This window comes from Streptomyces sp. A012304, from assembly GCF_026008495.1.
Classification (GTDB): domain Bacteria; phylum Actinomycetota; class Actinomycetes; order Streptomycetales; family Streptomycetaceae; genus Streptomyces.
In genome coordinates this window covers 1-12375 of sequence record NZ_BQUN01000069.1, presented here as the reverse complement: position 1 = coordinate 12375, position 12375 = coordinate 1, and the positions used below count along the sequence as shown (strand labels likewise).

General features: G+C 72.0%; 9 protein-coding genes and 1 pseudogene. 5 read left to right on the top strand and 5 right to left on the bottom strand.

From position 1 onward, the window contains the following. From ALMP_RS16465 to mtnA, 5 genes and pseudogenes are all read right to left on the bottom strand, one after another. A pseudogene (locus ALMP_RS16465) lies at positions 1-295 on the bottom strand (ComF family protein); the annotation flags it as partial. A 145-nt stretch (positions 296-440) separates the two neighbouring features. After that, entirely contained in the window at positions 441-2273 is a 1833-nt protein-coding gene (locus tag ALMP_RS16460; RefSeq protein ID WP_264928681.1) for an LpqB family beta-propeller domain-containing protein, read from the bottom strand. Then, positions 2263-4341 carry an MtrAB system histidine kinase MtrB gene (gene mtrB, locus ALMP_RS16455; protein WP_264928679.1) on the bottom strand — a complete coding sequence of 693 codons (2079 nt, stop codon included), beginning with the start codon at positions 4339-4341 and terminating at the stop codon, positions 2263-2265. Before mtrB ends, ALMP_RS16460 begins: the two co-directional genes overlap by 11 nt. 1 nt (position 4342) lies before the next feature. Further along, on the bottom strand, positions 4343-5032 hold the full coding sequence (gene mtrA / locus ALMP_RS16450) for a two-component system response regulator MtrA (protein ID WP_187283109.1): 690 nt from the start codon (positions 5030-5032) through the stop codon (positions 4343-4345). Positions 5033-5253: 221 nt separating this feature from the next. Further along, positions 5254-6396, bottom strand: a complete 1143-nt coding sequence (gene mtnA / locus ALMP_RS16445) for an S-methyl-5-thioribose-1-phosphate isomerase (protein ID WP_264928671.1) — start codon at positions 6394-6396, stop codon at positions 5254-5256. Positions 6397-6536: 140 nt separating this feature from the next. On the opposite strand from mtnA, the gene ALMP_RS16440 reads away from it, so the two are divergent. The 5 genes from ALMP_RS16440 to ALMP_RS16420 all read left to right on the top strand — a co-directional run bounded on the left by ALMP_RS16440 (position 6537) and on the right by ALMP_RS16420 (position 12252). Then, a complete protein-coding gene (locus ALMP_RS16440; protein WP_264928669.1) occupies positions 6537-7904 on the top strand; it encodes a glycerophosphoryl diester phosphodiesterase membrane domain-containing protein in 1368 nt (455 codons plus the stop codon). Between the two features lie 145 nt (positions 7905-8049). Then, positions 8050-8760 carry a DUF4129 domain-containing protein gene (locus ALMP_RS16435; RefSeq protein ID WP_375803496.1) on the top strand — a complete coding sequence of 237 codons (711 nt, stop codon included), beginning with the start codon at positions 8050-8052 and terminating at the stop codon, positions 8758-8760. Beyond that, positions 8757-9953, top strand: a complete 1197-nt coding sequence (locus tag ALMP_RS16430) for a DUF4350 domain-containing protein (protein WP_264928668.1) — start codon at positions 8757-8759, stop codon at positions 9951-9953. The genes ALMP_RS16435 and ALMP_RS16430 overlap by 4 nt, the downstream gene beginning before the upstream one ends. Beyond that, entirely contained in the window at positions 9953-10942 is a 990-nt protein-coding gene (locus ALMP_RS16425; RefSeq protein ID WP_264928685.1) for a MoxR family ATPase, read from the top strand. Before ALMP_RS16430 ends, ALMP_RS16425 begins: the two co-directional genes overlap by 1 nt. After that, positions 10942-12252, top strand: coding sequence for a DUF58 domain-containing protein (locus ALMP_RS16420; RefSeq protein ID WP_264928683.1), 1311 nt, complete (start codon positions 10942-10944; stop codon positions 12250-12252). The genes ALMP_RS16425 and ALMP_RS16420 overlap by 1 nt, the downstream gene beginning before the upstream one ends. Positions 12253-12375 lie beyond the last annotated feature (123 nt).

Sequence of the window (12375 nt, the reverse complement as noted above, 5' to 3'; positions counted from 1 at the left end):
GCCCCTCCCCCACAGCCCCCGCCAACGCCACCCCCAACACCCCCGCCAGCCCCAGCCCACCCCGTTCCTTGTGTGCGAGCAGCATCGCCCGCACCTCGTCGGCGTACCGGGCTGCCGCGTGCACGGCGGGCAGCCCGGGTGGCTCGGGTACCGGCCGTACGCGGCGGGGCGTGCTTCCGCCGAGGGCGGCGCGGCATGGCGGGCAGAGCACCGTGCGGGCCTGTCCGCAGCCTGCGCATTCGGCCGGCAGTACGAGGCCGGCGAGCTCTTGCCACCATCGCCGAGCGCGTTCCATGCGCTCTACTGTGCCGAGGTCGGCGGGGGTCGGCCACCGCTGTGGAAAACGCCTTCGGCCACCCTGTGGAAAGCGCGTCGTAAATCCCACAAGCCCAAGATCGGATTACCTGGAACGGCTGCTCACGCCTGCCGAGAAGAGCAGCTCACCCGGGGTAGAAAGCGACCGAGGCGGTCTCCTTCAACGTCCGCCATCCGCTCCCGCCGGGCAGCCACAGCAGCCCGTCCTTGGAGGTCGCGAAGAGGGGGGCGTCGCTGTCCTCGGAGGCGGCGATGCTCGTCACTTCGGTGAGGCCGGGCAGGGGCCCGGTCTCGGGGATCGAGCCGTCGCACTGCACGTACTGCACCTGTTCGACTCCGCCGTCCTCGCGTCCGACGACGACGAGGCGGCTGTCCCCGGCCCATGACATGGCGGTGACCTGTTCCAGGTCGGGTGTGGCGGAGCGCAGTTCCTGGACGGAGACCGTGGTCTGGGTGCCGTTCTTCTCGCGTTCGATCCGCCCGATGAGCAGGGACTGTTTGCCGTTCTTGTCCACGACGAGCGCGATCCGCACACCGTCGGCGGCGACGCGTACGGCGTTGATCCGTCCGTCGAGCTGCGGGGTGAGCACGGTCAGCGGCTGGCCGCCGCCCTTCTCCAGCAGGAGCAGCCGTGGGTCGGCGGGGTCGCGGTCGGCGACCCACAGGTCGCCCTGGGCGTCCCAGGTGGGCGTGGTGAGCCGGTCGGTCTCCGTTCTGCCCTTGCTCTGCAGGACGGGGGCGTCGATGGTGCTGCTGAGGGTGGTGGAGGTGACGTAGAGGGCCTTGCCGTCGAGGGCTATGCCGGCCGCGTCGTGCTCGTCGCGGTCGACGGCGACGGAGCGCAGTGCTTTGCTGCCGTCTCCGAGTGCTCCGGGTACCGGTTCGGCCGAGGCGCTGTGGCTGCCGTTGTTCGGTGTACGCAGGAGGCGGTGGCGGTTGTCGATGAAGTAGAGGTATTCGGGGCGGGTCTCCGCGCCGCGTTCGGCGACGGCGGTGGCGCGTTCCTCGGTGAGGGAGCAGAGTTCCTTGCCGTCGGCGCGCAGGGCGATCTCGTCGACGGTGGGGGTGAGGCTCTGGAGGGTGAACAGCAGTTGCGCGGCCATCTCGTCGCACTTGCCGTGTCCGATGCGGGCGGCCTTGTCGTTGAGCGGCACGGTGAGTTTGTTCTGGTCGTCGGGCGCCAGTGCGTTGACGTTCTTCGGCAGTGCGGTGCCGGTGGGGAAGCTGGACCGGACGACGGGCCGCAGCCAGCTGGTGGGTCCGCTGAGCAGGGAGCGCACCATCTGGGTCATGGGGTCGACGCGTTCGCGGACGTAGACGGGGTCGGCGACGGCCATGGGCTGTCCGGAGCCGGCGGAGGTGGTGTCCGAGGCGAAGTAGTACTTGTTGACGGACATGTAGTTGCGTTGGAAGTCCGACTTGCCCATGACGACGCCTTGGGGCAGGGCGTCGATGCGCCACTGTCCGGTCTTCTCGTCGCGGGTGAGGTGCACGGTCTGGCTGTATGTGCCGGCGGCGGGGGCGTACGACTGCTGGGCGTCGATGGTGGCGACCTTGGTGCCGGTGAGGGTGAACGAGAAGTCGTCGCCGTCTGCTCGGCCGCCCGAGGGATCGGCCACGGTTTCGGGCCCGTCGGCGAGGACGGTCGTGGCCCGTTCGGGTTCCCATTTCTGTGCGGCCTTGGTGGTCAGGTACTGCCGGGCCGTCGAGTAGCGGGGGTCGTCGCTGGTGAGGGCCTCGAGGAAGCCCTGGACGATCTCGGGGGGCTGTGCGTCCTCGCGGGGCGGCATGGCGAAGACGCGTACCTGTGTCTCCTGGCGGGGGGTGGATTCCACGCCGCGCAGGTCCCCGTGGTCGGGCATGGAGGCGCATCCGGCGAGCAGTACGACGCCGCTGGCGGCGTACGCCACCGCGCGCGCCGGCGTGCGCCGGCCGCTTCCCTCGCGGTCAGCGCCCACGAGATGTCTCCCCTTCGTCCGTGCGCTCGGTGGCGGTGCCGGCCTGGTCCGGTGTGCCGTAGTCGCCTTGTGATGTGCTGTCGGTGGGCGGGTCGTCGTGTCGCCGGGTGCCGGTGGCGGTCCTGGACACCACGCGTGCGCCGTTGCCGGGCAGGGCTGTGGGGTCGGCCGTGGGGGCGACGCCGGCGAGCCGGGGCGCGAGCGGGACCCGTGCGGGTGACCCTTGCTGCGTGCTCTGCTGCACGGGCACCGTGGCGCTCTTCTCACCGCCGGCGCGGGGCCGGCCGGTCTCGTCGAGTCCCCGGTTGCGGTGGGAGTCCTTGGGCTCCAGGGGTATCGGCGAGCCGCGCAGGGGCTCGTCGGCGGTCCTGGGCAGGGTCAGGCGGAACTGTGAGCCGCCGCCCGGTTCGCCCCAGGCCTGGAGCCAGCCGCCGTGCAGCCGGGCGTCCTCGAGGGCGATGGACAGGCCCAGCCCGGTGCCGCCGGTGGTACGCGCGCGTGCCGGGTCGGCACGCCAGAAGCGGCTGAAGACGCGGGTGGCCTCGCCGGGTTTGAGTCCGACGCCGTAGTCGCGTACCGCGACCGCGACCGCGCCACCGGCCGCGGCGAGTTTGACGATGACGTCCTTGCCCTCGCCGTGTTCCACGGCGTTGACGACGAGGTTGCGCAGGACGCGTTCGACGCGCCGGGCGTCGGCTTCGGCGACGACGGGCTGTTGGTCGCCGATGACGCGTATGGTCGTGCCTTTGCGGTCGGCGAGCGGCTCGGCGCCGGTGACGACGCGGCGGACGACTTCCCGCAGGTCGATGGGCTCGGCCTCCAGGGCGGCGGCGCCGGCGTCGAAGCGGCTGATCTCCAGCAGGTCGGCGAGCAGCGATTCGAAGCGGTCGAGCTGGTCGGCGAGGAGTTCCGCCGACCGGGCGGTGACGGGGTCGAAGTCCTCGCGGGCCTCGTGGATGACGTCGGCGGCCATCCGCACGGTCGTCAGCGGTGTGCGCAGCTCGTGCGACACGTCGGACACGAATCGCCGTTGCATCCGTGACAGGTTCTCCAGCTGCTGGATCTTCAGCTGGAGGTTCTGCGCCATCTTGTTGAAGGCTTCGCCGAGCCGGGCGATGTCGTCCTCGCCGGTGACCTTCATACGTTCCTGGAGGCGTCCGGCGGAGAGCCGCTCGGCGATGCCCGCGGCCATGCGTACGGGTGTGACGACCTGGCGTACGACGAGCCAGGCGATGGCGCCGAGGAGGACGACGACGAAGAGTCCGGCGGTCGCGAGGGTGCCCTTGACGAGGCTGAGGGACTTCTCCTCCTGGGTGAGCGGGAAGAGGTAGTACAGCTCGTAGGGGTCGCCGTTGGGGTCGTTGACCTGTTTGCCGATGACGAGTGCCGGCTGGGATTCCTTGCCGTCGGTCTTGTAGATGATGCGGGTGTAGCTCTGGGCGGCGCCGGCGGTGCTGTTGATGCGTGCGCGCAGGTCCGCGGGGACGCTCTTGTTGGGTTCGACGCCGCCGGAGGCGCGTGGTCCGCGTCCGCCGCCGCTGTCGTCGCCCGGGGGGAGGGTGACGACGTCGAAGGCGCCCTGGCCGCCGCTGGAGAGCGACGACACGAGCTCGCTCATCCACTGGATGACGTTCTGCGGGTTGCCCCCGTCGGCCGGGTTGCCGTCGCCGGCCGCGGCGCCGGCCGCTTCGTCGGCTTGCTGCTTGGCCACGGCGAATCCGCCGGTGGCCTGGCTCTGGGAGGCCTTGACCTTGGCGTCGAGCAGCCCGTTGCGGACCTGCCCGATGACGACGAACCCGAGCAGCAGGACGACGCCGAGGGACATCAGCAGGGTGGTGACGACGACCTTGAGCTGGATGTTGCGCCGCCACAGCCGCATGACGGGCAGCAGCGGTCGCCGCACCCAGCGCAGCAGCAGCCGCAGGACGGGGCTGTTGCGCAACCCGCCATGAAGCAGTCCGCCCTCGAGGAGACGCCCGATGCGCGATCCCTTGGTCGTCGGGCCGGCAGCCCGCTCCGGACGGGCCCCGGACCGGCCGGGTGCCGAAGCGGCACTGCCACCGGACATGTCAGCTGGGTCCTGCCTTGTAGCCCACACCACGGACGGTCACCACGATCTCCGGCCGCTCGGGGTCCTTCTCGACCTTGGAGCGCAGCCGCTGTACATGGACGTTGACCAGGCGGGTGTCGGCGGCGTGCCGGTAGCCCCACACCTGTTCGAGGAGCACTTCGCGGGTGAACACCTGCCACGGCTTGCGTGCCAGCGCCACCAGCAGGTCGAACTCCAGCGGCGTCAGCGCGATCGACTGCCCGTCCCGCTTCACGGAGTGGCCGGCCACGTCGATGACGAGGTCACCGATGGCGAGCTGCTCGGGCGCCGGTTCCTCCGACCTCCGCAGCCGTGCCCGGATCCGGGCGACCAGTTCCTTCGGCTTGAACGGCTTCACGATGTAGTCGTCGGCGCCGGACTCCAGGCCCACGACGACGTCGACGGTGTCGCTCTTGGCCGTGAGCATCACGATCGGCACTCCGGATTCCGCCCTGATCAGACGGCACACCTCGATGCCGTCCCGCCCGGGCAGCATCAGGTCCAGCAGGACCAGGTCGGGTTTCGCCTCACGGAATGCGGCCAGCGCCTTGTCGCCGTCGGCTACGAAAGACGGCTCAAAACCTTCACCACGCAGCACGATGCCGAGCATCTCGGCCAGTGCGGTGTCGTCGTCGACGACAAGGACTCGTCCCTTCATAAACGACATCATCCCATTCTCATAACAGTGACAGTGGCGCTGGTGAGCAGGGTCACTGGCCCGTGACCATAGTCGTAGTGAACCGTCACTGTCTGCCCCGTCCGCCCGACACCGCTGTCGGCAACGGATGTCATCTCGTGCTGTTCCCGGATGCGGTCGCCCGCCCCGGCCCCGGCCGGCCTCAGTGGATCGATGAGGCCGACCGGTTCCTGCTCACCGCAGCACGGTGCGGTTCACCCGGCCACTGCCTGGCTCGATCTGGCACACAGCTCCCTGAGAGCCTCCGCCGTCACGGGCGAGGCGGCGCCTTCCTCCGTGACGATCGCCGTCACCAGCTCGGGTGGCGTCACGTCGAACGCCGGGTTGTACGCCTGGGTCCCCAGCGGTGCCACCGGAATCCCGCCGCCCGCTCCGGTGACCGGCACCTGCGGTGCCATGAACTCCGTCACCTCGAAGGCGGCGCGCTGCTCGACCTCGATCGACGCCCCGTCCGGTGTCCTCGGATCCACCGTCGTCACGGGCGCTACCACGATGAACGGCACATGGTGGTATCGCGCGAGCACCGCGAGCGGATAGCTGCCGACCTTGTTCGCCACCGACCCGTCGGCCGCGATGCGGTCCGCCCCGATCAGCACCGCGTCCACCTCCCCGGCCGCGAACAGCGAACCCGCCGCGTTGTCCGTGAGCAGGGTGTACGCCATGCCGCTGCGGGCCGCTTCGTACGCCGTCAGCCGAGCGCCCTGCAGCAGCGGCCGTGTTTCGTCGACCCACAGCCGCCGGAGCCGTCCCGCGCGGTGCGCCGCGAGAGCGACCGCGAACGCCGTTCCCTCACCGCCCGACACCAGCGAGCCGGTGTTGCAGTGGGTGAGGATCCGGTGCCCGCCGCCGGGCACGAGTTCCTCGAGGAGCGCCAGCCCGTGCTGCGCCATGCGGGCGCTGGCCTCGGCGTCCTCCTCGTGCAGTCGTCGCGCGGCGGCCAGCGCGGCCCGGGCGCCCTGCTCGGGGTCCCCGCCCTTGGCGAGCTGCTCCCGGTACGCGGACCGGGCGCGGCATACGCCGACGGACAGGTTCACCGCGGTGGGCCGGGCGCCCTCGATCGAGGCCGCGGCCTCGTCCACGTCGAAACCGCGCGCGGCGGCGAGCGCGACGCCGTATGCCCCGGCGATGCCGAGCAGCGGCGCCCCGCGCACGGCGAGCGAGCGGATCGCCTCCACCAGCGTGGACGCGTCGGTACAGACCAGTTCGACCTCCTCGGCCGGCAGCCTCGTCTGGTCGAGGAGCACCAGTACGGGGCCTTCGGGTGGTTCCTCCCAGCGGATCGCCGGTATCTCGGTGGGCGGCTTGTCCTCGCCGGATTGCGCGTACTGATCAGCCATGCCGCCAGTCTGCCCCTTCTGCGGCGGACAATTGAAGGTGTGCAGCCCCTACCGCGGCCGGTCACCCGGTGACCACCCCATGGCACGATGACGTTCAAGCTGCCGCCGCGACCGCGGACGGGCACCGTGAAGGAGCGACGATGAAAGACACTCCGGGCTGGGCCTCGCCCGGATCCGCCCCGTCCGAAGGGCAGGAGCCGGGGACGTCCGGCCCTGCCGAGCCCGCCGACCGTCCTGACGGCGCGCAGCCCGACGACCAGCCGGGCGCGGCACCGCAGAGCCCCGGCACGAAGTGGTCCGCACAGCAGCCGCCACCCGGCCAGTGGTCCGCGCCGACAGGCCCGCAGAGCCCCGGCCAGACCCCTCCGCCACCGGCGCCCTACCCGGGTTGGGGCACCCGCCCGCCCGGCGCCCCCGGCAACGCTCCCCACGGCGGCCACGGCGGCGCGCCCACAGGCCCCGGCGGGTACGGCGCTCCCGGCGGCTGGGGAGCCGGCTGGGGCGGCCCCCCGCCCGCGGTCAAGCCCGGCGTGATCCCGCTGCGCCCGCTGGGCGTGGGTGAGATCCTGGACGGCGCCGTCTCCACGCTGCGCGCCCACTGGCGCACGGTGCTGGGCATCTCCCTGACCGTGGCCGTCGTCATCCAGGTCATCGTCGCCCTCCTCCAGGGCCTGGTCCTGGACGACACCACCGCCAGCACGGCCGTCCTCACCGACCCGGACGCCACCGTCGACGAGCAGACCCGCGCCATGGGCGACCTCATGCGCAACTCCGGTGTCGTCTTCCTGGTCGCCCTGGTCGGCACGATCGCCGCGACAGCGCTCCTGACGACCGTCACCAGCCGCGCGGTGCTCGGCAAGTCCGTCACCACCGGCGAGGCCTGGCGCGACGCCCGCCCCCAGGTGCCCAGGCTGTTCGGCCTGATCTTCCTGATGCTGCTCATCGCGGCCGGCGTCGGCGTCGCGGGCGTCCTGCCGGGCTACCTGGTGAGCTCGGCCGGAGCGGACGCCGAGGGCGACGCCCTCTCGGCCCTGGGCGCCCTGGCCGGCATCGTCGTCGCGGTGTGGCTGCTGATCCGCCTCTCCCTCGCCTCGCCCGCGCTCATGCTGGAGAAGCAGGGCATCAAGAAGGCGCTGAGCCGCTCGGCGAAGCTGGTGAAGGGCTCCTGGTGGCGGATCTTCGGCATCCAGGTGCTCTCCCTGATCATCGCGAACATCGTCGCCATGGTCGTCGCCCTCCCCTTCGCCCTCCTCGGTGCCGGCCTGAGCGACGGCGGCCTCAGCGCCTTCGCCGAAGGCCGCACCAGCTCCGGCTGGACGTACCTGATCATCAGCGGGATCGGCTCGGTGATCGGCTCCATGATCACCTTCCCGATCACGGCGGGCGTCGGCGTCCTGCTCTACATCGACCAGCGCATCCGCCGTGAAGCCCTCGACATCGACCTGGCCCGCGCCGCCGGCATCAAGGGCTACGCAACCCCCACGTCCGGCACGACTCCAGGAAGTTGACGCGGTGAGCCCGGCGGGCGGAGTCCTCCTCACAGCGGTACGAGCACGACCGCTCCCGGGCCGCACACCCGCACCGCCGCCACCCGGCCCGGACGAAGCGGCCCCGGCACCACTGCCGGGTGCCGCCGACCGGCCCCTGCACAGCCTGCTCCGCCCGGACAACGGCCCGGCACGGACCTGGGCAGCCTCGGACGGCGAACCTCCGCTGACCATCCCGCGCGACCCCGCCCGCGAGGCGGCCCGCCGGGAACTGTCGAAGCAGCCGTACCACGAGAACGACCCGAACCTGTTCGAACGCGCCCTGAACACTCTCTGGGACTGGATCGGCAGTCTCCTGGACACCGCCTCGACCGCCGCCCCGGGTGGCACGCTCGGCCTGCTCGTCATCGCACTGGCCGTCGCCGCCGCCGTCGGCGCCCTGTGGTGGCGCTTGGGCACCCCCCGCCGCCGACCCACCTCCGCCGCCCTGTTCGACGACCGGCCCCGCAGCGCCGCCGACCACCGCGCCGCCGCCGAGGCGCACGCCGCCCAGAGCCACTGGACCCAGGCCGTCCAGGAACGCATGCGTGCCATCGTGCGCGCCCTGGAGGAGCGGGCCCTCCTCGACACCCAGCCCGGACGCACGGCCGACGAGGCCGCCACGGAAGCCGGCCGCACCCTGCCCGCCCACACCGACCGGCTGCACGCCGCGGCCCGCACCTTCGACGACGTCACATACGGCGGCCGCACAGCGACCGAGCAGGCATACCAGCGCATCACCGACCTCGACCACGACCTGACCCGCACCAAACCCCACCTCACCCACAGCAGCACCCCCAACGCGGCCACCACCACCCGCCAGGGAGCCACGGAATGACCACCGAGGCCACGCTCCCGCCCACCTCCACCTCCCCCACCGCCCGCCAACTGTGGGCCCGCACCCGAGGCATCGCCCTCGCCGTCGCCCTCCTCCTGGCAGCCGCCCTGGCCCTCGCCACGCTCCGCGCCGACATCCGGCACGGCGAACTCGACCCGCGCTCCGCCGACCCCTACGGCAGCCGCGCCCTGGCCGAACTCCTCGCCGACCGCGGCGTCTCCACCCGCGTCGTCACCACCCTGGCCGCAGCCCGCGCCGCCACCGCCCCCGACACCACCCTCCTGGTCGCCACCCCCGACCTCCTGACGAAGCGGCAGCAGACAGCGCTGTACACGGCGACCAGCGGCTCCGGAGGCCGTACCGTCCTCGTCGCCCCCGGCAGCCCCTCCATCACGACTCTCGTCCCCGGCGTCACCACCGACCCCGCCACCAGCCGCGGCACCGCGCTCGCCCCCGACTGCGCACTGCCCGCCGCACAACGCGCCGGCACCGCCGAGACCGGCGGCATCCGCTACTCCACCGCCCGTCTCGACACCGACGAGTGCTACCCCAGCAGACGCCTCGCCACCCTGCTGCGCGTCCCGCACACCTCCGGAAACGGCGACACCGTCGTCCTCGGCGCACCCGACATCCTCTACAACGACCGCCTCGACAAGCAGGGCAACGCCTCGCTCGCCCTCCAGCTCCTCGGCTCCCGCCCCCATCTGGTCTGGTACCTCCCCTCCCTCTCCGACACCTCCGCCACCGAGCCGGACGACGAGAAAAGCCTTCTCGACCTGCTCCCCTCCGGCTGGCTCTGGGGCACGCTGCAACTCTTCGTCGCGGCAGCCCTCGCCGCCCTGTGGCGCGCACGCCGCATGGGCCCCCTCGTGCCCGAAGAACTCCCCGTGGCGATCCGCGCCTCCGAAACCGTCGAAGGCCGCGCCCGCCTCTACCGCAAGGCCGACGCCCGTGACCGCGCGGCCGCCGCTCTTCGCTCCACCACCCGCACCCGCCTCGCCCCTCTCGTAGGCATCCCCGTCCCCCAGGCACACACGCCCGAGGCCCTCATCCCCGCCCTGTCCGCCCACCTCGACGGCGACGGCCAGCCCCTGCACACCCTCCTCTTCGGCCCACCACCCGGCGACGACACAGCACTGATCGCCCTCGCCGACCGACTCGACGCCCTCGAAAGAGAGGTACGCCGTCCATGATGGACCCGACCACTGACAACGCCGGGAACACCGGGGACCCGGGCGACGCCCGAGCCACCCTGGAAGCCCTGCGCGCCGAGATCGCCAAGGCCGTGGTCGGCCAGGACCCCGCCGTCACCGGACTCGTCGTCGCCCTCCTGTGCCGCGGACACGTCCTCCTCGAAGGCGTCCCCGGAGTCGCCAAGACCCTGCTCGTCCGCGCCCTCGCCTCCGCACTCGAACTCGACACCAAACGCGTCCAGTTCACCCCCGACCTCATGCCGAGCGACGTCACCGGCTCCCTCGTCTACGACACCCGCACCGCCGAGTTCTCCTTCCAGCCCGGCCCGGTCTTCACCAACCTCCTCCTCGCCGACGAGATCAACCGCACCCCGCCCAAGACCCAGTCCTCCCTCCTCGAAGCCATGGAGGAACGCCAGGTCACCGTCGACGGCACCCCCCGCCCCCTCCCCGAACCGTTCCTCGTCGCCGCGACCCAGAACCCCGTCGAATACGAGGGCACCTACCCACTGCCCGAAGCCCAGCTCGACCGCTTCCTCCTCAAACTCACCGTGCCCCTGCCCTCCCGCCAGGACGAGATCGACGTCCTCACCCGACACGCCGAAGGCTTCGACCCACGCGACCTGCGAGCCGCCGGCGTGCGCCCCGTGGCCGGCCCCGCCGACCTCGAAGCAGCCCGCGCCGCTGTCACCAAAACGGCGATCTCCCCGGACATCACGGCCTACGTCGTCGACCTGTGCCGCGCCACCCGCACCTCGCCCTCCCTCACCCTGGGCGTCTCCCCACGAGGCGCGACGGCCCTTCTGGCCACCTCACGCGCGTGGGCATGGCTGACCGGCCGCGACTACGTCACCCCCGACGACGTCAAGGCCCTCGCTCTCCCCACCCTCCGCCACCGCGTCCAACTCCGCCCGGAGGCCGAAATGGAGGGCGTGACGGCCGACGCCGTCATCAACGCGATCCTCACCCACGTCCCGGTCCCCCGATGATCGCCGTCACCGGACGCGCCGCCCTCCTCGCGGCCCTCGGCTCCCTCCCCGTAGGCATCTGGGACCCCAGCTGGACGGGCCTCCTCGCCGTCAACACTCCCCTGGCCCTCGCCTGCGCCTGCGACGCCGCCCTCGCAGCCCCCGTCCGCCGCCTCGGCCTGACCCGCTCCGGCGACACCTCCGTACGCCTCGGCGACACCGCGGACATCACCCTCACCGTCAGCAACCCTTCCAGCCGCCCCCTGCGCGCCCACCTCCGCGACGCCTGGCCGCCCAGCAGCTGGCAGCCCGGCACGGAGATCACCGCCTCCCGACACCACATCACCATCCCGCCCGGCGAACGCCGCCGCATCACCACCCACCTGCGCCCCACCCGCCGCGGTGACCACCGAGCCGACCGCGTCACCATCCGCTCCTACGGCCCCCTCCGCCTCGTCGCCCGCCAAGGAACCCACAAGGTCTCCTGGACAGTGCGCTCCCTGCCCCCCTTCACCAGCCGGAAGCACCTGCCCGCGAAGCTCGCCCGCCTCCGCGAACTCGACGGCCGCACCAGCGCCCTGACTCGCGGCGAAGGCACAGAGTTCGACAGCCTCCGCGAGTACGTCCCCGGCGACGACACGCGTTCCATCGACTGGCGCGCCACAGCCCGCCATTCCGCGGTCGCCGTGCGCACCTGGCGCCCGGAACGCGACCGCCACATCCTCCTGGTCCTCGACACGGGCCGCACCGCCGCCGCCCGCGTCGGCGACACGCCCCGCCTCGACGCCGCCATGGACGCGGCACTCCTCCTGGCCGCCCTGGCCTCCCGCGCCGGCGACCGAGTCGACCTCCTCGCCTACGACCGCCGAGTCCGCGCTCTGGTCCAGGGCCGCACAGCCCGCGACGTCCTCCCCGCCCTGGTCGACGCCATGGCCTCCCTCGAACCGGAACTGATCGAAACAGACGCCCGCGGCCTCACCGCCACAGCCCTCCGTACGGCCCGACGCCGCTCGTTGATCGTCCTGCTGACCACCCTCGACCCAGCCCCCGTCGAGGAAGGTCTCCTCCCTGTCCTCCCACAACTCACCCAACGCCACTCCGTACTGATCGCCTCGGTGGCCGATCCCCACATCGCCCGCATGGCCACCGCTCGCGGCACCACAGCCGGGGTCTACGAAGCCGCAGCCGCCGCCCAGGCCCAGACGGAACGCCATCGCACCGCGGAACAACTCCGCCGTCACGGCGTCACGATCGTCGACGCCATGCCCCAGGATCTGCCGGCGGCCCTGGCAGACGCCTACCTGACACTGAAAGCAGCGGGCCGCCTCTAAAAAGCGAAGCGAACTCTTCCAAGGCACCGGCACAGGGCTCAGGTACAAGGAGAGCCCATAACGCAGAAAACCCCCGCACCAACGGTGCGGGGGTTTCCCTCAAAGTTTGTTCGGCGGCGTCCT

Bases quoted from the DNA above. Each gene is read 5' to 3' on its own strand.
- mtrB (WP_264928679.1), bottom strand. From the start codon at position 4,341: ATGTCCGGTGGCAGTGCCGCTTCGGCACCCGGCCGGTCCGGGGCCCGT.
- mtrA (WP_187283109.1), bottom strand. From the start codon at position 5,032: ATGATGTCGTTTATGAAGGGACGAGTCCTTGTCGTCGACGACGACACC.
- mtnA (WP_264928671.1), bottom strand. From the start codon at position 6,396: ATGGCTGATCAGTACGCGCAATCCGGCGAGGACAAGCCGCCCACCGAG.
- ALMP_RS16440 (WP_264928669.1), top strand. From the start codon at position 6,537: ATGAAAGACACTCCGGGCTGGGCCTCGCCCGGATCCGCCCCGTCCGAA.
- ALMP_RS16430 (WP_264928668.1), top strand. From the start codon at position 8,757: ATGACCACCGAGGCCACGCTCCCGCCCACCTCCACCTCCCCCACCGCC.
- ALMP_RS16425 (WP_264928685.1), top strand. From the start codon at position 9,953: ATGGACCCGACCACTGACAACGCCGGGAACACCGGGGACCCGGGCGAC.